The 19,606-nt window shown below is 55.0% G+C and carries 19 protein-coding genes; 9 read left to right on the forward strand and 10 right to left on the reverse strand.

Annotated features, from left to right (window positions below; all coding sequences use genetic code 11):
* The coding region (locus ACCD00_RS04535; RefSeq protein ID WP_413422264.1) for a hypothetical protein at positions 1-217 on the forward strand (217 nt) is incomplete at its 5' end.
* 8 nt (positions 218-225) lie between these two features.
* Here the strand turns inward: ACCD00_RS04535 and ACCD00_RS04540 are convergent.
* Entirely contained in the window at positions 226-747 is a 522-nt protein-coding gene (locus ACCD00_RS04540; RefSeq protein WP_413422266.1) for a hypothetical protein, read from the reverse strand.
* A 1,745-nt stretch (positions 748-2,492) separates the two neighbouring features.
* Between ACCD00_RS04540 and ACCD00_RS04545 the strand changes: the two genes are divergently transcribed.
* Entirely contained in the window at positions 2,493-2,933 is a 441-nt protein-coding gene (locus tag ACCD00_RS04545; RefSeq protein ID WP_413422268.1) for a DUF2628 domain-containing protein, read from the forward strand.
* Positions 2,934-3,253: 320 nt separating this feature from the next.
* Here ACCD00_RS04545 and ACCD00_RS04550 read toward each other — a convergent pair whose 3' ends face one another.
* Positions 3,254-4,534 (reverse strand): haloacid dehalogenase-like hydrolase, encoded by a 1,281-nt coding sequence (locus ACCD00_RS04550; RefSeq protein ID WP_413422270.1) that lies wholly within the window; start codon positions 4,532-4,534, stop codon positions 3,254-3,256.
* A gap of 264 nt (positions 4,535-4,798) precedes the next feature.
* Here ACCD00_RS04550 and ACCD00_RS04555 point away from each other — a divergent pair, with 264 nt between their 5' ends.
* The gene (locus ACCD00_RS04555; protein ID WP_413422272.1) at positions 4,799-5,569 is read left to right on the forward strand and encodes a DeoR/GlpR family DNA-binding transcription regulator; all 771 of its coding nucleotides are present in this window, start codon (positions 4,799-4,801) and stop codon (positions 5,567-5,569) included.
* Between the two features lie 260 nt (positions 5,570-5,829).
* On the opposite strand, the gene ACCD00_RS04560 is transcribed toward ACCD00_RS04555, so the two are convergent.
* Entirely contained in the window at positions 5,830-6,750 is a 921-nt protein-coding gene (locus ACCD00_RS04560; RefSeq protein ID WP_413422274.1) for a universal stress protein, read from the reverse strand.
* Positions 6,751-7,110: 360 nt separating this feature from the next.
* Here ACCD00_RS04560 and ACCD00_RS04565 point away from each other — a divergent pair, with 360 nt between their 5' ends.
* Positions 7,111-7,536: a potassium channel family protein gene (locus ACCD00_RS04565; RefSeq protein ID WP_413422276.1), complete on the forward strand. Its 426-nt coding sequence runs from the start codon at positions 7,111-7,113 to the stop codon at positions 7,534-7,536.
* A gap of 72 nt (positions 7,537-7,608) precedes the next feature.
* Here ACCD00_RS04565 and ACCD00_RS04570 read toward each other — a convergent pair whose 3' ends face one another.
* A complete protein-coding gene (locus ACCD00_RS04570; RefSeq protein ID WP_413422278.1) occupies positions 7,609-8,493 on the reverse strand; it encodes a universal stress protein in 885 nt (294 codons plus the stop codon).
* A 381-nt stretch (positions 8,494-8,874) separates the two neighbouring features.
* Here ACCD00_RS04570 and fnr point away from each other — a divergent pair, with 381 nt between their 5' ends.
* Entirely contained in the window at positions 8,875-9,618 is a 744-nt protein-coding gene (fnr, locus tag ACCD00_RS04575; protein ID WP_413422280.1) for a fumarate/nitrate reduction transcriptional regulator Fnr, read from the forward strand.
* A gap of 85 nt (positions 9,619-9,703) precedes the next feature.
* On the opposite strand, the gene ACCD00_RS04580 is transcribed toward fnr, so the two are convergent.
* The gene (locus ACCD00_RS04580; protein ID WP_413422449.1) at positions 9,704-10,615 is read right to left on the reverse strand and encodes a universal stress protein; all 912 of its coding nucleotides are present in this window, start codon (positions 10,613-10,615) and stop codon (positions 9,704-9,706) included.
* Positions 10,616-10,840: 225 nt separating this feature from the next.
* Here ACCD00_RS04580 and ACCD00_RS04585 point away from each other — a divergent pair, with 225 nt between their 5' ends.
* Positions 10,841-11,410 carry an N-acetyltransferase family protein gene (locus ACCD00_RS04585; protein ID WP_413422282.1) on the forward strand — a complete coding sequence of 190 codons (570 nt, stop codon included), beginning with the start codon at positions 10,841-10,843 and terminating at the stop codon, positions 11,408-11,410.
* Between the two features lie 54 nt (positions 11,411-11,464).
* On the opposite strand, the gene ACCD00_RS04590 is transcribed toward ACCD00_RS04585, so the two are convergent.
* From ACCD00_RS04590 to ACCD00_RS04605, 4 genes are all read right to left on the reverse strand, one after another.
* Positions 11,465-12,388, reverse strand: a complete 924-nt coding sequence (locus ACCD00_RS04590) for a universal stress protein (protein WP_413422284.1) — start codon at positions 12,386-12,388, stop codon at positions 11,465-11,467.
* Between the two features lie 104 nt (positions 12,389-12,492).
* Positions 12,493-13,731 (reverse strand): MgtC/SapB family protein, encoded by a 1,239-nt coding sequence (locus ACCD00_RS04595; RefSeq protein WP_413422286.1) that lies wholly within the window; start codon positions 13,729-13,731, stop codon positions 12,493-12,495.
* 45 nt (positions 13,732-13,776) lie between these two features.
* Positions 13,777-14,019 carry a hypothetical protein gene (locus tag ACCD00_RS04600; RefSeq protein WP_413422288.1) on the reverse strand — a complete coding sequence of 81 codons (243 nt, stop codon included), beginning with the start codon at positions 14,017-14,019 and terminating at the stop codon, positions 13,777-13,779.
* Positions 14,020-14,057: 38 nt separating this feature from the next.
* Positions 14,058-15,131 carry an NAD(P)-dependent alcohol dehydrogenase gene (locus ACCD00_RS04605; protein ID WP_413422290.1) on the reverse strand — a complete coding sequence of 358 codons (1,074 nt, stop codon included), beginning with the start codon at positions 15,129-15,131 and terminating at the stop codon, positions 14,058-14,060.
* 274 nt (positions 15,132-15,405) lie between these two features.
* Here ACCD00_RS04605 and ACCD00_RS04610 point away from each other — a divergent pair, with 274 nt between their 5' ends.
* The 3 genes from ACCD00_RS04610 (at position 15,406) to ACCD00_RS04620 (ending at position 17,860) form a co-directional block, all read left to right on the forward strand.
* Entirely contained in the window at positions 15,406-16,326 is a 921-nt protein-coding gene (locus tag ACCD00_RS04610; RefSeq protein WP_413422451.1) for a universal stress protein, read from the forward strand.
* A 49-nt stretch (positions 16,327-16,375) separates the two neighbouring features.
* Complete coding sequence (locus tag ACCD00_RS04615) at positions 16,376-17,281, forward strand: amino acid ABC transporter substrate-binding protein (protein WP_413422292.1); 906 nt, start codon at positions 16,376-16,378, stop codon at positions 17,279-17,281.
* Between the two features lie 390 nt (positions 17,282-17,671).
* Positions 17,672-17,860, forward strand: a complete 189-nt coding sequence (locus tag ACCD00_RS04620) for a ribbon-helix-helix protein, CopG family (RefSeq protein WP_057399463.1) — start codon at positions 17,672-17,674, stop codon at positions 17,858-17,860.
* A gap of 21 nt (positions 17,861-17,881) precedes the next feature.
* On the opposite strand, the gene ACCD00_RS04625 is transcribed toward ACCD00_RS04620, so the two are convergent.
* Positions 17,882-19,543 (reverse strand): SulP family inorganic anion transporter, encoded by a 1,662-nt coding sequence (locus ACCD00_RS04625; protein WP_413422295.1) that lies wholly within the window; start codon positions 19,541-19,543, stop codon positions 17,882-17,884.
* Positions 19,544-19,606: the final 63 nt, after the last annotated feature.

The raw sequence follows: 19,606 nt of genomic DNA on the forward strand, positions 1-19,606 counted from the left end.
GGTCTCTGCTTCATCTGCAACACTCCTTCTGCTCACACAGAATTTAGTTGTGTTGCATCGACCGGTTGAATCCACAGCCAAAAGCAGTCATTCCCAAATTCATGCAAGAATCAGAAGACTTGCCGCTGCAACATTTGCCGAGGATTTACTCGAAGAAGACGCCAAAGATCTGCTGCTCCAGAGTTTGGCAGTAGCATTTTCAACAAACCTACTTTAGCGATGAGCTCAACATTGGTGGTTCGCGAAAGCCCCGAAGACTATTTGTTTAATCGCCCGATAAATTTCCAAAACTTCTTTGTTAGAAAGTACTTTCTCACCAGGATTAAAATCCACTCGCAATCCAATTTCCTCTTCATAAGCCCCATTAATAGAGCAGGTAAGCTGAAATATACAGTCATAGTAAAAATATTCATCATCACGCAAGTCTTTAAAAATCCATTCTTTCTTGCGGGCAACCTCATCAGAGCGATAGACCACGAAATCATTCGTCGCTTCTACCACCTCCAAGGTCCCACCCCAACTTTTGATGAATTCGAAAGCAGACCTACCTGGGTCATTCTTGCCAATATCATTGCGATCAACAAACACCTTAACCTTCCCAACATTACTACCAACGACATTTACACCGTTGATAAAAACCGTCTGACTCCCATCTTTAGAACTAACTCCTTTCGACATCAAATCTGAATTTAAACAATACTTCACACCGTCCACCAAAAAATAATTCACTTGCTGACTTTCAGTCACAACCCTACCCCATACCGACAAAGTAGTTAACACTAACGCAATCAGAAAATAAAACCTCATAGCTATTGATCCCTCGCACTTCCAGAAACATGGCGACCAAGAGGAATTAGCACACAATCAATCACCCTTCCGCTATCAGATTTTACTTCAGCTGCAACTGACACCAAAAGTGACAGCTGAATATCCCACCCCATCACCCTAACTTTATTTTTCAAGATCCTGATTTTATATAAAAGACCAAGCCTTTAATCTTCGATCGCATCATTGGACACGCTGACAGCGTCGGCGACTGTACCTCCGTCCTTATCTACAATCGCGCCAAAATGAACACCACTCGACTCTGCCCCTGACGAAGGAACACTAATGCGAGCGTAGACTAGGCGCGCCGGATGAATTAAAAACTCTTAGATCAAAATGCTATCACTGAATCTTTTGTTTAGAAGCCGAAGAGGACTACTCACCCGATTGCATTCCTGAGTCCTGGCGCTTTAATCCTTGCTAGTCCCTGCTTGATATAGCCCGTACTTCCATCGATTGTGTGTAGCTCCGAGAACGCTGTCACAGACATCCTAAGATTCTTTCAACTGACACACATTGAACATCGCAGCCTCCGTGACTACGGCGACTAGATCGCCGCTGACGTCATACAGGCCGATCTCAAGAATCCAATCACCCCGACTTCGGGCAGAATGAGTGACTCGGTGATCACGGTGTTGGGGTTGGGGTTATGCGGCCAGGGCCGTCATCTCTTGCGTGATGCTTCCAGGTAGCGTGACGAATGAAGTCTTTCGATTGCTGCCTGTCGCCACCGGCAGCAATGGGTCTCAGCCGGTCGCGACCGGCTGAGACCGGCCGGAAGCGGCAATCTCTCATTCTCTTCCGTGTAGGGAGCACAACCTGGACAAAAGCACTACCTACCATACACTTGGCAAACAAAGGCACGTTTTTGTTTTCTGGCTAGCTAGCCTAGGTTAGGCCTATGAACCCTCGCTATCACGAGATACACCGGGCCGAGATCAAACGACGGTTGTATCGCTACGCCGATCAACAGTGGGATGCTCTTCTTGGTGCATTCGCCACAAGTATTATCCTTGCGGGCTTTGGGGTCAGTTTCTTTTTTTCGCCCATACCAGGAAGCTGGATTATAGGATTCGTATTCTTTTTCTTGAGTGCACTTTTTTTCGCCATGTATAGGTGGTTGCTTCGGACCCTGAGAAAGCGGGAAATAGACAGTGGATGGCTCAATACATCTGATCAATTAATTTTCATACTGCTTACTTGTCTGGCTTTATTTTTATCTGACACTAATGAGTGGATCTATTTTTTCGTCTTTCTTTGCGCAAGTGCATACAGTACTTGGCGTCTACGACAGAACCTGCGAACTCATTTGATGCGCTACTATTTTCGCGAAGCGCGCGAGTACATTCGAGAGGTAGAACGGTACAGCCCTCGCCCTAAACGCCCAACCGTGCTGAAAGCGCCACCATAGGGAAGGAGTACTTTGGTTCGCAAGCTGACCTTTTTGACCGGCAGCAACCGGCCATTACATAGCAGACCTCGGACGCGCTGCTAGACTCCGCAATGAGGCCAAAGACAATGCCGCCATTCCTACTCGCCTCATTTCGTGTTTCTGGCGCGACACTCAAGCAAAACAGGGAGTTACGCATGAGCAAGGAACGTTATGCGACAGAAACGACGGAAAATACTACGCCACTTCTGCCGTCTACTTATAATAAGGAAGCCTCATGGAATCTCATAATCCCTACTCCCCACCCACTGCAGTGGTTCTCGAACTCAACGAACAACCAACTGACGAAATGATAGAAAACCTACCGATTTCTGCAGTTTGGAAAGAGCGCTTCAAGGCAATCGCTCATGCAGGCGGGCCAAAGCTACCCAACCTCAAAAATCTTCCAAAGCCGGAGCGAAGAAAAGCCTTCTCTTTTAACATATTGGCGTATCTCTTCGGCCCAATATATTACCTATCAAAAGGAATGTGGAAGAAATCAATCACATACTTAATCTTGTCAGTTGCCATTATTATAGTCCTAAGTTTTCTTCTAGATGCGCTCGGATACCCCGAATTATCCAATGCCCTCAAATATGGAGTAAGTGCATTTTATGCACTCCGCGCAAACATAGACTTTTACAAAAAAACCTTCCTACATAGCAACGGATGGTGGTGACAGCTAACAATGCGCTCAACCACCGCTTACTTCGTTTGAAAACTGGGCGCATATTTATTTCTTCTACTCTAATCGGCCTATCCAAGACGGCAGTCCTGGGTCGCTTTCTGCCTCTCGCGACAGGCAGAAAACGGCCAAAAGCGGTCTGTGGGGCGCGCCTCGTAAATCCAGGGCCACTCACAATTTTGACTCGATACGACTGACTTACTCGGGCCGGTAGCGGTATCGACTTTCCGACGCAGAATCATCATTACCGCAGGTACAAGGCGAGTTGCACTGCGGCTCGCGGATGGCCGCCGGCCACCCGCGAGCCAGTGCCATCAAGCCAGTAGCTTAAGCTCGTCTTTACCGTACTTGAGCGATTTCTCGTCTGGAATCATCAGGCCAGTGTGCTCGTTGCGCCCCTGCAGGATGAAGCGGGCGTTCGGGGTGCCCAACTGGGTAGCGGCCTGCTGGCTGTCGGTGCCGATCTCGCCCTTCTTCATGCGGTTGACGATCACCCCCACCGCCGTATCGTTGAAGTCGCGCAGCATCCAGGCATCGCCATCGCTGTCGCCAGCCACCAACACCGGGCCATAGCCCTTCTGTTTAACCAGCACGTTCTTGATGCCGACGGTCTTGCCCGGCCCGTAGTTGAAGTGCCAGTCCGGCTGATAGCGAGTGGTGTACTTGCCGCCTTCCATCGCCATGCGCAGGCCGATCACGTTCTCAGGCGGCACGCCGTATCCGTAATGAGGATTGCCCGCGAACACGCGTACCACATCGTCGATCGAGGCTGTGCTGACATAGACGTCGATGCCGTTGGCGCGCAGCGTGTGCATCAGGCCGCGGATTTCCTCATGGATGCGGATGCCATGAAAGTGCGTATCCGCCACCACCCCGGCCTTGCCCGGCAACGTGCGTGAGCTCTCGTACTTGACCTTGCGCAGCGCGTCGCCGATGGCGTAATTGTTGGAAGCCTCGGCCATCGCCTGCAACTCAGCCGTGGTCATGTTCTTGTAGAAATACAGAATCCACTTATAGCCGATCTCCACCGGGTAACTGTCGCAGATTGCGTCGTACATGAAGTAGAGCTTGGCGAGAAAATCCTTGTACTGCTCGCTGGCCTGAATCTCTTCCAGGCTCTTGTCGCCGGCGAGCCCCTTGTAGTTGGCGTGCAACCAGCGGTAATCCGCTTCTACGTCGCTGGCGATGTCTTCCATCTTGACCGGCTTGCCGTCCACCGTGGTGTAGTCCTTCATGAATGCGCCGTTCGGCACGTCCTGACGCACCACCTCAGCGAACTCATCGGGCGTCAGCTTGTACTGCAGATGATTGATCTGGTAGACCAGCAGTGCTTCTTCACAGTCGTTCATGATGCAGGTGTTGTCCCAGTCGAACACCGCGTACGGGCGCTGGTCAGGGCGGTAGGACGCGCTCTTGACGCCGTGCTCATCGATCACCGCCTGCAGACGCTTTTGGTTGAGCGGCGACCAGCGCGCCGGGTCCAGCGCACTTGGTGTGGCCGGGGGCGTGGCGGCTTGCGTTATGCGGGATGACAACAACAGCGGACTGACAACGGAAACGGTGGCGAGGGTGTTCAGAAACTGGCGACGCTGCATGGCATAGCTCCTACTTCTAGATGAGAGGTTACAACCGAGGCGATGGCGAAAGCGTGTTTCGAAATGCGGACGAGGGGAAGAAATCGTCCGGCCACGAGGCTAGCTCCAAATACACAAAAAAACAATGATGCCTCAGCATTCCACAAATATGACGCGCAGGCTGCGCCAGCCCAATGATCATGAGGCCGCGCCAAACTTGACAGCGACTGACGCCCCTCCACAATGCGTGCTCGGACAGCGACTCGAACAGCAGGGACACCCGGTATGTGGCAAGAAGAGCGTTACCAGCGGATCCGCGCACTGCTATCGACTTTGCAGCGCGTCACCACCGACCGCATCGTCACGGAGCTGAACGTTTCACGCGAGACGGTGCGACGCGACCTGGTCGCTCTGGAAGAACAGGGGGAGTTGAAGCGGATACACGGCGGCGCCATCCGCGTTGAAGACGAAGCGCCCATCGCCGAGCGGGCGAATATCAACGTCAAATTCAAGCGTGACCTCGCGCGCGCAGCGGTCAGCCTGCTGTCGCACGGACAGACTTTGTTTATCGACGCGGGCACCACCACCGTCATCCTCGCCGAAGAGCTGGCCAAGCTGGGAGGGCTGACCGTGATCACCAACTCGTTCAACGTGGCGTTGCAATTGCGTAATCCCGCTGTGCCAGGCGGCCAGCACAACGAGGTGATCGTACTGGGCGGTTCGCTCGACGACCGAGCTCCCGCTACGGTTGGCGGCACCACGGTGGCGGAAATTGGCCGCTATCGGGCCGACCTCGCGCTGTTATCTCCCGTCGGCATCGACGCCCAGCGCGGTGCCAGCAACTACGACCACCGCGAAGCCGAAGTGGCGCGCGCCATGGCCGACAATGCCGAAGGCGTGGTCATCCTCGCCGACTACAGCAAGATCGGCGTGGAGAGCCGCGTCGCTTTCTGCCCGCCAGAACGCATCGACGTGCTCATCACCAACCACAAGGCCAGTACCGAAGCGGCGTTCGCCGCACTGAACGCCAAGCTCAAACGTATTGTCCTGGCGTAGCAGTGGCTCGGCGGTTGCAACAGGCATTGACGCAGCGTGATGCTCTAGTGCGGCGCAACCGGGTAGATCTTGCACGACGCGACTCTCGGCGCGGGCAAACTGACCGTAACTGTATTGGCTGCGATCGCTTGCAATGGGTCGATTTCTGCACTTGGTGACGGGCAGTAATCCACAGCCAATAACGGTCATTCATTGTCTACAAAATCAGGGGCGATTCAGACAGTTGATTTTTATCAACTGCAAGCTCGACGGCGTTCCTTTCAATCGGGCAAGACTAATGGCTTGACGATCATCAAACTGCACGGTGCCCGGTTTAACACGCTCTCGGCAGTATCGCCGATAAACCGGTCACGCCCACGGTGATAAACCGTGCCCAGCACCACCATGTCAAAGGCATTCTGTTGAGCGAAAAGTCCGATGACCTTGTGGGGGACGCCTGTCAGTGAGTGTCGGCGTGTATTGCTGATGCAATAGCGCTCGGCAAGCACATCGAAAGCCTCTTGTTGGGCATCTTCAATTGCGTCCCTCAAACTGTTATCAAGACTGCCTGTCGGCACACTCATCGGCACATCGCTTATCTCTGACCAACGACTGACGTTAAGTAAGTGCAACTGGGCACCACAACTGGCCGCCAGAGTAGATGCCAGGTCGATTATTCGGTCATTTAATCCCCGAGTCAGCTCTTCCAGATGGGATAAATCGATCGCCGCGAGAATTTTCAAGGGTTTAGGATTTTTGGCGCTGGTAACCAGGTGCAGGGGAGTCGGACACTCGCGTAGCAGTCGCCAGTCCACAGGCCGGTGAAAGGCACGGTCAAGTGCCGGCACATAATGGGTGTCCTTGATTACCAGGTCCGGAAGAAAGTCGTTCACGTACTCAAGCAGGTTTGTCAGGCTCGACTTGGCCCAGACCACTTCGGTGGTCACCTGTATGCCGCCACATCGTTGAAACCGGGCCTGCTGCTCCAGCCAATGACGGTGCACCTGCAGGTAGCCTTCTCGTGCCTGAGCCATCGCATCATGGTCAAGCAGACCGGCTACCGCCAGTGCCTGGACATAATCGAACGCGACAATGTGCAATAAGGCAGCGGTTGCACCAGCCAAGGCATGTGCACGCTCAAACGCCGGGGTCAGGGTCATTTCGCTGGGGGCTATCAATAGAATGCGTTTGAGTTTGAGCATCACATACCTCGCCCTGAAACCTGCCTGAGTGCGAACCCGCCTGGCTGTCGGGGCCTTGAATCAAACGCCTGTTACTTCGAGTGAGCTCGTGACTGCAGCCAGCAAAATATCCGGCAATACAACGAACAAGTACGTTTTCATAATCGTCCCGTCGACTTGTTACGACTGGAAAGCGGTAGTTCGATTATTTGGAGTTATGCCGTGGGGAACCTGACTTTTATCAACTAATCAGCAGCTATCGTTAACGGAACGACTGGCTCTCGATTACTAAAACCCTTGTTGATTCAGCTCAACGATTTTCCGGCTTCTTGGCGTAGAAATACTCTGATTCACCGTCTCCCCTTTCACTGGAGATTTGCCATGCTGGCAGTCACGCTGATCAATACGCTGGTGGTCATCATCACCGTATTGATCCACTATGAATGCCTGTTACGCCTGAATGATTGGCTACCCCGGCTCAAGCTGTGGAGCCGCTTCAGAATCGTAGTTGGAGTATTCGGCGCCCTCCTGGCCCACGCAATAGAGGTCTGGTGCTTTGCGCTGGTCTATTACCTGATGGTGCACTCAGGGAGATGGGGCAGCCTGACGGGCAACTTCGACGGTTCGGTGATGGACTGCGTTTACTTTTCCTTTACGACGTACACGACGATCGGCTTCGGCGATATTTCGCCTGTGGGTAACCTCAAATACTTGACCGGTCTACAAGCCCTTACCGGGCTGGTGCTCATCACGTGGACCGCATCCTTCCTGTTTCTGGAAATGCAGAAGTACTGGAAGCGCAAATAATCCCCTTTCTGACTCGTATCAGACTCAACTGTCGAACTGACGGTGTGCCATCAAGTCTGGTACAGACTCGATCTAGACCGCCAGAACGCAGCATGGCACCTGATACAGAATATGCTCGGTCGTGCTGCCCAGAAGCTTGTCCACACCGTGGGACTGAACTCTGCCCATCACGATCACATCCACATTGTGTTCATTTGCAAACTCACTCAACGCTGTGACCGGGTTTCCCTCAATGAAATGTCGACGATTGGAGGGCACTCCGAACCGACCTGCCAACCCCAGAAAAGAATTTTCCAGGTCTCTGCGAATCGCTTTGGTCAGGTCAGCAAGTGTCAGGCCGCCCATGTCCGCCAGAAAAGCGGCCGAGATATCGCAGGCGTATAGCAAATGCAGCTCGGCGTTGCACTGCATCGCAAGGCTGCAAGCCTGTTTGATGATTCGGTCGTTCAGTCCATTGTCGGTTGACTCGATATCCGATACCTCGACCGCTGCTACAACCTTGCGGGGCAAAACGAAGCTGCTCCCGCCTACCAGATAGACCGGCACCAGACAGTGACGCAACAAGTGCCAATCCAACGGGGTGAAGAAGGCTCGCTTGAGCACGGACTCATGCTGAACCTCCTTGATCAACAAGTCGGGCTGCATGTCCGTGACGTGATCAATGATGTCTTGCTTCATGTCTTCAACCCAGGCCACCTCGGAGGTCACCTCTATCCCCCTGTCACGCAAATTTTCGGCCTGAGCCTTAAGCCAGCCGCGATGGTCCTGCAGGTATCGCTCCCGAGCCGATTCTCGATCGCCCTCTTCAAGCAGCGATAACCATTTGAACGAGGGGATAAGCGCCGCGATATGCAAACTTGCACCGCTAGCCTTGGCCAGCGCCGCTGCACGATTCATGGCTGGAGAATGGCGCAAGGCCGGGTTGATGATCAGTAACAGGCTTTGATACTGGCTCATGATAAATCTCCCGTGGGGTGGATATTCGACGCAGGCCGACTCTGTGTAGACGTCAGTGATTGGCCATCAATGTCCATTGCCGGCTCAGCCTAGGCTTCATGTCCCTACAGTTGCTCGGCACTTAGATAATCGCTCATGAACTTCTCCGCCAGAGCATCAGGCAACCAGCAGGTTTTTCCTCGATTCTGAGAGTCTGAAGCGCTCATGACTTGATTTGCATCAAGTCTCAAAGATTGCATATGAACTGAATTGCGCATGTGAGCCAGCCGACGGAACGGTTTTTTACCCGCTTGTCTGTTACGCCCACAATAGTTTGGAACAAAAGGTGGTTTGGGCAGGTAGCACCTATGCTTATCCCATCCATTTCGGGGCATTTAGGTCATGTCTGAAGCCAGGCCGTTTCAAAGTCAAAACCTCAAGTCTGCATGTTCCAACTGCAGCGTCCTGGAACTGTGCCTGCCGCTTGGCCTTACCGGTCTGGAAATCGAACGCCTGGACACACTGATCGTGCAACGATTGAAGGTCAAAAAGGGCGCGGCGCTTTACCGCGCAGGCGACCCTTTGCGTTCGCTGTATGCGGTGCGAATCGGTTCGTTCAAGACCAGCGTGCTTTCGGTCGATGGTCGCGAGCAAGTCACAGGGTTCCAGATCCCCGGCGAAATGCTTGGTCTAGACGCCATCAGCACCGATCTGCATGCATGCAATGCAGTTGCCTTGGAAGATAGCGAGGTCTGCCCCGTCCATTTTTCTCACCTGGAAAAACTTGCTCGAGAACTGCCTTCATTGCAGCACAACCTGAACAAAATCCTCAGCAGGGAAATCGTTCGCGATCACGACATGCTGATGATGCTGGGTAACATGAACTCGGATGAACGCTTGGCCGCTTTTCTCCTGAATTGGTCGCAGCGCTTGAATACCCGCGGTTATTCGTCCAGCAGCTTTGTGCTGAAAATGCGTCGGGAGGAAATTGGCTCTTACCTGGGCCTGCGCCTTGAAACCATCTGTCGGGGCATCGCGCACCTGCGTGACCAGGGAGTGGTGGAAATAAACGGACGCGACGTCAACATCCTGAACATGGACGAGCTTAAGCAACTGATCATGGGCTGCCATCGCAATCTCCGCTGACACCTGCTGACTGGAGAACCTTCATGCGTGCCATGGTTCGGGCTGGCGCTGTTGCGCACAGGTCAGTTCAACGGCGCAATAGTGCTCATTCCCTGACACGCGACCTGACCACCAAAATACTGCCCGCCACAGAGTACAGCGCTCGCTCTGTGTTGCTACCGATCAACCGGTCGAGCCCCACCCGATGCGCAGTGCCCATCACCACTACATCGGCCAGGTATTGCTCGACAAACTCACTGATCACCGGCACCGGCAGTCCCATGACGAAATGCCGTCGCTCCGGTGGCACCCCGTAGCGCTCCGCCAGTGCAACAAACGCCTGGTGCAAGGATTGACGCAGCTCTTCGCTGAGATCCACGCCCCAACCGCCCCCGGCCAATGGCGCGTCGCTGTTGAAAGCGGGCGATAAATCATAGGCGTAAAGCAGGTGTAACGGCGCATCGCATTGCAGAGCCAGGGCGTTGGCGGTCTGAATGATGGTGTCGTTCAATCCGCTGATTTGTGTCGACGGATCGAACGGATCCACTGCTGCCACGATTCGGTGCGGCAAGCTGTACCGGACATGGTTGACCAGATGCACGGGGATCGGGCATTCACGCAATAAGTGACAATCAAGCGGGGTGATGAACACCCGCTTGAGCACAGGTTCAAAGGTCACATCCTTGATCAACAGGTCGGGCTTGAGATCTCCGACCGTCTTCAAAATATCCAGCAGCGGATGGGTGGTGAAGACGGCTTTGACCGTCACGTCCAGCCCCAGGTCGCTGAGTCGATCGAGCTCTTCGGCCTCCCAGCGGCGGTAGTGACGCAAGTACCGCTGTTGCTCTGCGTCGTCGACTTTTTCTTGCCATAAATGAACCACCGGCGCCGGTTCGACAAAGGCCCGCACATCCAGTACGGCCCCGGCTGCCTTAGCCAATGCGACGGCACGCAACTGGGCGGGAGACTGATGCAGGGTTTGGTCAGAGATCAGCAGAAAACGTAGATATTGACCCATCACACACCTCCGTTCGACTCCGGTCATACAGTGCCAGCATGCTTTCAAGACTGCGCTCTATCACCTCGTGCGGTTTGATTTACATCAAGCACACGCAAACCAGTGCCGCCGGCACAGCTGTCTGATCCAGATCAGATTCAAGCATCGACAGCGGTGCAGAAAAGGATTCAAACGCGGTTCTTTTGCCGCATGCCAACCTTTCAAACCGCACAGGAGGAACACCCCATGCTTACCGTCAAAGACCACAATGATCGGGCCGCGGCACCCTCCGCTGCGGTCGACGGCCAATACTGGATCGAAGCGCTCAGGGACGGGCGATACCTGCTGATTCGGCCACTGGCGGAGAAGGATCGCGACCGTGAATACGCATTCATCAAACGGCTGTCTCCCGAGTCCCGCCACATGCGTTTTCTCGCGCAGATCAACGAACCCGGTGCTGCGATGCTCAATCAGTTGATGGACACGGATCATAACCAGCGTGTGGCCTACATCGCTTTGGTCCATGACAACGGGCATCTGGTCGAGATCGGCATCAGCCGTTACGCGGCCACTCGCGAGCATGAGTGTGAGTGTGAATGTGCCGTAACGGTCGCCGATGAATGGCAGTACCTGGGTCTGGGCACATTGCTGATGGAACATCTGATCAAGGCGGCCCGCAAAAACGGCTTTCGCCAGATGTATTCGGTGGACGCCTCCAGCAATGCCCCAATGCGCGACCTGGTCAAGGCGCTCGGATTCGAGACGCACAATGATCCCGACGACAGCCGTCAGGTGATTCATCGTCTTTACCTGTAGAAAATCGCCCCCGCGATGTTCCGGCCAACGGCTCATCGAGGGGCGATCAATCCCTCAGGATTGCAGTATTCTTCCTGGCTTGATCGCCAGCACACTGCACGGCGCCCGATGCAGGAGTTGCTCGGCCGTGGTTCCGAGTAATTTGCTCAAGCCCTTGTGCTGCACCGTGCCCATGACAATGACATCGCTGCGGTACTCGAAGACAAACTCACAAATACTCGGCACGGGTGCCCCCTCTATGAAGTGACGACGCTCCGGTGACACGCCGTGGCGTTCAGCGATGGCCGCAAATGCTTCACGCTGAACCGTTCCCAACATTTCATAAATTCCGGTGGCCAACGGCAATGCGGCAAAGCCCATGTCCTGGACGTATACGGCCGTCCAGTCATACACATGCAGCAACTCAAGACTGGCATCACAGACCGCGGCCAGTTTCGCCGCAGCGTCGATAATCTGGTCGTTGAACACACGGTCCTGATCCTCATCGCGCAACACATCAATGATGGCCAGTACGTTGCGTGGTCGGGCATTCAGCGGAGTAGTCACCAGATGCACCGGCACAGGACAATCGCGCAGCAGCTGCCAATCCAGCGGTATAAAAAACACGCGCTTGAGCGCCGATTCTTCCTGGGCGTCCTTGATGATTAGCATCAGCGGCATCTCATTGATGAAGTTCAGAATCTCCTCATAAGGATGCTGTACCCATACCACTTCGCTGGTGACCTCGACGCCGTGCTTGCTCATCAGTCCGGCCTGCTCCACGAGCCATTGGCGATGGGTTTGCAGATAGCCGTCCCGAGCTAGACTGAATTGTTCCGGGGCGAACAGCCCGGCCACCGCCAGGGCCTGTGAATAGTCGAACGCCACAATGTGTAACGGCAATTGCATCGCAAGCGCAAGCGCAGCAGCCCGGTTGAATGCCGGTGTCCGAGTCATGGCTGAAGGAGCAATCAAGAGTAAACGCTGAGATTGCGACATAGGGCACCTCGGCACACGGCCATTTCAATCCAGGAGTAGAACCACAGATTGATTGCTCCTTGTTCCGACCACTTGATTTTTATCAGTTGCGCGCGCGATATCCTTCAGAGCAGCCCCATCCCCGCCCACAACGCCAGGGTCAGCAACACCTGGCCCGGGATCACGTAAGCGGCGAAGCGTCGCCCGCCGCTTACCCACGCCTCCACGCATTTGCTGACGGAGTTGCTGCTGATCGCAATCAGCACAGGCCCGACAATGGCATCGAAGGGCAACTGACCGGACTTGGCCAGCGTGGCAATCGACGCCGTGGAAGCATGCGCATCAGCAAAACCGCTGAATGTGGCCGTCAACATCACCCCCAGCTGGCCGAAATGGCTGAGCATCACAGACGAAACAAAGGTAATGCCGGTCATGGTCAATGTGACGATCAGGGCCAGCTTGAGGTTGAACGCCCCACCGACTTTGATCGGCTGGTTGGCCTCGGTCGCTGACTTGGGAAACATCAGGCATACCCCATACAACGTCGTGGCGGCTGCTCCGGACATCAATGGCCCCCACATATGGCGCAGCAAACCGGGGTCGACCGCCCCCAGAATCAAGCCGACCTGCGTAACGGTGGCCATATTGGACAGGATCGCTGCCGTACTCAGGACCTTGATATTGTCGGGCTGCCGGGCGACGAGATGGCCCATGGCAGCGATCGTCACGGTGCTGGAAGCGAAACCGGAGGCAATCGCGCTGATCGCATATCCGTACCGCGTCCCCAAGGTCCGAACGGCAATATGTCCAATCGCCCCCACCGCCATCAGCAATACGGTCAGGCTGCAAATGGTGCGTAGATTTATAGCAACGTAGGGACCGATAAAGCGGTCCGGTGCCAAGGGTAGCACTACAAGAGCAGCCGTCAGGAGGATAAGGCCGTCGCCTAATTCCGCATCAGTCAATTGGCTGCGGGCAAAGTGGTGCAGCTTCTCTCGATAAGTCAGTAGCCCTGCCATCACCACGCCGATAGCAATCGCTAGCTCAGGGTTCATGCCACACAACGCCCCCAATACCAGCACCGTAAATAATGCTACTTCACTGGTCACCCCGGGGTCGTCGCTCAGGCTTCGCCAATAAGCCACAGTGACGAGCAATCCCAGAGCGATGACCACGATGCCCACCAGCAAACCGCCACCGACCTGCATCGCCACATAACCCAGCAACACCGTAATGGCGAACGTCCGTAAACCGGCACAAGCGCGGGTCTCGCCCTGATCCTTATGCCGTTCGCGTTCAAGACCGATGAGCATGCCAATCCCCAGCGCTGCGGCTGCTCCTGTCAGCCCAATGGCTCCGTTCATTGGATCTTCATCTGCTTGAACTGCGCCCCGCACTGGTCCACGTTGTTACTCCATGCGGTCGGCGCAAACCCGTTTGCCATTGGGATAAGCCATTTGACAGCCAGACATCCGTCTTGTGTCGTCTGCCAGGCGAGCACCAACTGGCCAGACATGGGGCGCCTCGATACGTGCCTTGAGCAGGCCAACAAACGCCTGTGCTTCTCCCAAGCTGTTGAAGTTCACTTTCAAGGCATCCATGCACACGACCCAGCAATGGCTTGCCGGCTTCTCCGTGATATCAATGATCATAGATACCTCCGTACTGCTTCGAGTAAGCGCGGACATCCTCAAGGGGTGATTGCGACCTTCATCACACCGTCCCGTTGGTGGGCAAACAATTCATAGGCCGCTTCAATATCATCGAGTTTGAAGCGGTGGGTCACCAGTGGCGACAGGTCCACACCACCACTGTGCACTACGGCCATCAAGCGGCGCATGCGCTCTTTCCCCCCCGGGCACAGGGTGGTGACAATGCTGTAGTCGCCCAATCCTGCGGCAAAGGCATCCTGGGGAATGCGAAGATCGCTGGAGTAAACGCCAAGGCTGGATAGTCGACCACCCGGGCGTAGCACGCGTAACGCGGATTCGAAAGTTCCCTGGGTACCCAATGCCTCGATGGACACATCAACACCACGGCCATCGGTCAGCGCCATGATCTGCTCGACCACATTGCCGTCCTTGAAGTTGACGACATGGGTCGCACCCAACCGTCGCGCGACGCTCATCCGCTCGGCCACGGCATCCACGCCAATGATTGTCGTCGCGCCTTTGAGCCGTGCTCCCGCCACCGCGCACAGGCCGATGGGACCCAGGGCAAACACGGCAACGGTATCGCCGATATTCACCTCGCCCCGCTCTGCACCGGAAAACCCGGTGGACATGATGTCCGGACACATCAATACCTGCTCGTCGCTGAGTCCGTCGGGAATCGGGCATAAATTGGCAAGTGCGTCCGGTACCAGCACGTACTCGGCCTGGCAACCGTCAATGCTGTTGCCGAACTTCCAGCCGCCGGTAGCACGAAAGCCATGGCGGGTATCTGGCCCATCCTGGGAACCGCAGCCGCACAGGCAAGCGTAACTTTGTCCGCTGGGCGTGATGGCGCCGGCAATAACCCGCTGCCCTTCGAAAAAACCGCGCACCTGCGACCCCAGTCGCTCAATGACGCCCACTGGCTCGTGGCCCACGGTCAGCCCTTTGGCCACCGGATATTCACCGCGCAGGATGTGCACGTCGGTGCCGCAAATGGTCGTGGTGGTGATACGGATCAATGCATCCAGCGGTCCGACTTCAGGGACGGGTTTGTCTTCCAGCACGATCCGGTTCTTTTCAACGAAAACAGCCGCTCTCATGGTTGCCACGGTGATCCCTTCTTTAAGTGCGTAAGCCAAAGTTCAGCACGAGCCCAAAGACTGCACCGGGGAGCCAGGCGAAAGATTGATAATGGTCAACAATTTCGTCACTGGACAAAGCCCGGACAACCGCACGTCGGGCAACACCATCCATTCCCTTCCCTTTGACAAAGATCAAACCCGGCGCCCTAAACAGCGGCAGGCTAAGAGCAAGGCTTTACTGCCCAATAACGCCGCAGCATTGGGGCAATGCGATTGCGCGATTACCTACCGGAGATCCGTCATGTCTGATCAATTACGCTTCATGCTGGTCGTCTCGCCGCTGATGGAAAACAGCCCCGCCTTCGACCGGGCCGCTGCTTTGGCCAAGGCTTCAGGTGCTGCCCTGCACATCGTGGCGTTCGACTATCTTGAAGGGCTGGCGACTGCCGGAATGGTCAACGAACAGGCGCTGGAACAGATGCGACGGGGCTATGTCGAGCGCCATCGTCAGTGGCTGGAAGACCAGGCCCGCCCCTTGCGCAAGATCGGTGTGCATGTCACCACGGAAGTCATCTGGGTCGAAAGGCCCTTGCAGGAAATCCTCATTCATCTCAAAGAACAGCCGATGGCCGTACTGATCAAGGCGTTGGAACACGAATCGCTGCTGTCACGCCTGATGTTTACGCCACTGGATATCCACCTGCTACGTGAATGCCCGGTGCCCCTGCATTTTGTCAGTCATTTACACAACGCTTTGCCGCGCAAGATCGTCGCCGCCGTTGACCCTTTTCATTCTGATGACCAATACGAAGGCTTCAACGACAGAATTCTGCGTGAGGCCTCCAAACTGGCGAGCACCTGTAACGCAAAACTGGACGTGATCTACGCCCATGACCTTTCCAGTATCAGTGCGGACGAATTCGGTTTCAGTAATGGCTCGGCGTTTTTCTCCTCGGGAAAAGCCAAGACATTATTCGATGCGCAGACTGATGCGTTTCGCGACCTTTCTGAACGCAATGGCATCCCGCCGGAACACCAGCACATGATCATGGGCAATCCGGCCAAGGTGCTTTGCAGCTACGCGGGGGCCTATGACACCGATGTGATTGTCATGGGGCGCGTTGGACACCGCGGCATGGAGCGGTTGGTTGGCAGTACGGTGGAACATCTGCTGTACAAGTTACCCTGTAGCGTGTGGGTGGTTTCCCCAGAAAAAATCTGAACGATGGATAAAGCGCGTTTCAACAAAACAGGTAACGGGAGAATGAGGAGTGAACGCTCAATTGACCAAAGCTGCCCATCGGTTTCTTGTGTGCCTGCTGGCATTCGTGCCAGCGATCGCCGGCGCCGAGACCCTTGAACGGGTACGAAACAATCAGTCAGTCGTTCTGGGGTATGTGCCTGACTTCGCCCCTTTCAGTATCCAGCAGGGTGACAAAGCCAACGGTTATGCGATTGATCTCTGCTTGAACATCGTCAACACAATAAAGACCGAGCTGAACCTGCCTTCATTGCAAGTGCGCTACCAACCCGTTCAATTGGGCGAAGAAACCAGCGCCGTCAGTACGGGAAAAATCGACATTCTCTGCACACCGACGCCAGCAACGCTGGAACGCCGTAAAACAGTCAGCTACTCGATTCCTGTCTACACTGCCGGCTTATCAGCCGTTGTCAGCAAAAATGCGCCCAACGCGTTGCTCAGGGTTCTCAAAAGTGAAGTAGCTAAAACCGGCCCGACCTGGCGCACAGACATCAACCGCGCACTGGCCAACATGACCTATGCCACGATCGCTGGCGGGGTAACCGAGCAGTGGATCAATCAACAAATGCGGTCCTTGGGCGTGGTCGCCACACTCGTCACGGTGGCAGACGCCAGCGCGGGTCTCAAGCGTGTTGCCGATGGCAAGGCGGATGTTTTCTTTGCCGAACGCACGATGCTCACGCATGACCTGGCCGACAAATATTCCAACGAAAAAATTGTACTGCTCGATCGAATATTTGAGTATTCAGCGACCTCGCTGATGGTTGATCGAGACGATGAAAACTTCCGCTTGCTCGTCGATACCGCGCTCAGCGAGATGTATCGCTCGGGTGAGGTTGAGCACGCATACGACAAACATTTAGGGGGTACCAGCGACACATCCCGGATGCTGTTCAAGCTCTATGCCCTGCCTTGAAAGCGGCAACCAGCATTTCTGTATGCGTTGAGAAAAGTCTCAGCGCATATCGACAGATGAATCGATTGCTGCCCTTCGCAACAAGCGGCAATTGGCCGTTTTCAGTCTGTTGCAACAGGCAGAAAACGGCCATTTCCGGTCGCTCGTGACTGATCACAGTCGACCCGGTGCAGGCAGGCGGCCAGCGTGGAATGAATCTGTTCCCTTTCTCGCGGATGGGGATCCATGCTGAGTCGAAGCAGATCCGGCTCATCACCCACCGTGAGAACCAAATCTTTACTTGTGAGTAAAGTCGAGCTACCGAGCAGCAAGCCGCCTGTACAGTGACAGCACAGAACAAGGCAATTACAATTTGATTAACATCCAGCGACTTAAGCGATTGAATACCCCATGGAAAGCAAGACTGCGCGCCTCACTGTACTCATTGACCCCATCAAGAAAAAAGCTTTCGAGGAACTCTGTGCAGCACAAGACCTGACGCCTTCACAGGTGGTCCGTCAACTGATTCGTGACTACCTGGATACTCACGGTGCCAGCTATTCGACCAAGAGTAAGCATGCCACCAACACCAAGTCATAATCCAACACGGACAGTTAGCCTCTAGAGAGTCGACGTACCCTCTACGTGACTGACCGCGTTGGCCAGTGCGATGTTGAAATCGGCGTGGTAATGCTCCGGGCCGATTTCTTGCAGGATCCCCACCCTATCGAGTTTGCCGAGCACCTTTGTGTTCGCTTCGCAGAGTTTCACCACGATATTCCGCTTGTGCAGCTGCTGAATAACCTCCTCCAGCACTTGCAAGCCCGTGATATCCATGAACGGTACGCGCTTCAGACGAATAATCAGCAGGCGTGGGTCGGTATGGGTCTGTGCTAACACACGCTCGAAGGTCTCAGCCGCGCCAAAGAACAATGGCCCTTCAATCGTATAAATCAGTATCCCTGGCGGCAGGCGAGCATGCCCGTTGGCCCTCAGCTCTTCTTCAAGTTCGTGTTCGACTATCTGCTGCACCTCCACAGATGAGGCCATGCGGCGCATAAAGTGCAGCATCGCGAGAATGACGCCGATATTCACGGCGATCACCAAGTCACTGAACACGGTGAGGCTGCAGGTGATGAGCAGGATGGATACATCTGCGCGTGGGGCTCGCTGGACCATGCGCTTGAAGTGTTTCAACTCGCTCATGTTGTACGCGACCACGAAAAGAATGGCGGCCAGGGCGCACAGTGGGATGTTTGAGGCTAGAGGTGCCAGGAACAGAATAATAAGCACCAAGGTGACCGCGTGCGTAATGCCGGCCAGTGGGCTCGTGCCGCCGTTACGGATATTGGTTGCAGTACGGGCAATGGCTCCGGTAGCTGCGAAGCCGCCAAACAATGGCGTGACCAGGTTGGCCACCCCCTGACCGATCAGTTCCTGATTGGAATTATGCTTAGTGCCCGCCATACCATCGGCCACCATTGCGGACAGCAGCGATTCGATTGCTCCAAGCATGGCGATAGTGAACGCCGGACCAATCAAATCGATGACGCGGGACAACGTGATTTCAGGCAGGCTAAACGCGGGAAGACCTTGAGGTATGCCACCAAATGCGCTGCCAATCGTGGCGACTCCCTCGAAATGAAAGGTTGTCTGTATCGCTGTAGCGACCGCCATTGCGACTAGCGGGCCAGGCACCCGTTTGAGACCGGGAATTTTGGAAGCGGTGATTACCAGGAAAAGACTGAGCGCAGCCAGCAGGGTGGTGGCCATATGAAGATCCGGGAGTGCCTGTAGCAAATGCCAGAGCTTTTCATGGAAGTGCTCTCCACTGATCGTCGGTAAACCGAAAAAGTCTTTCCACTGCCCGACCCAGATGATCACGCCGATGCCCGCGGTGAATCCGACGATCACTGGATCGGGGATAAACTTGATGATTGCACCGAGCCGGGAAATACCCAGCAAAAACAACATGGCCCCCGCCATCATCGTGGCGATTTGCAGGCCGTCAACGCCATGCTTGGCCGTGACTCCCGCCAGAATCACGATGAACGCACCTGTCGGCCCGGCAATCTGCAGGCGGCTTCCCCCAAAGAGTGAAACCAGCAGGCCGCCGATGATTGCGGTGTAGATGCCTTGCTCTGGCTTGACGCCAGACGCAATGGCAAACGCCATTGCCAGGGGGAGTGCCACTACCCCTACGATCACGCCAGACACCATATTGCGAAGCCAGTGTCCTCGCCCCAACAACCCCGCCTTCCATGCCTCGCCTATCGCAATCATGGCTAGCTCCTCAGTGGATGCATGTGCATAATATTAACATGCAGTGTTAATTGAAATACCCTA

This window comes from Pseudomonas sp. Pseusp3, assembly GCF_047304225.1.
GTDB classification, from domain to species: domain Bacteria; phylum Pseudomonadota; class Gammaproteobacteria; order Pseudomonadales; family Pseudomonadaceae; genus Aquipseudomonas; species Aquipseudomonas fluorescens_CD.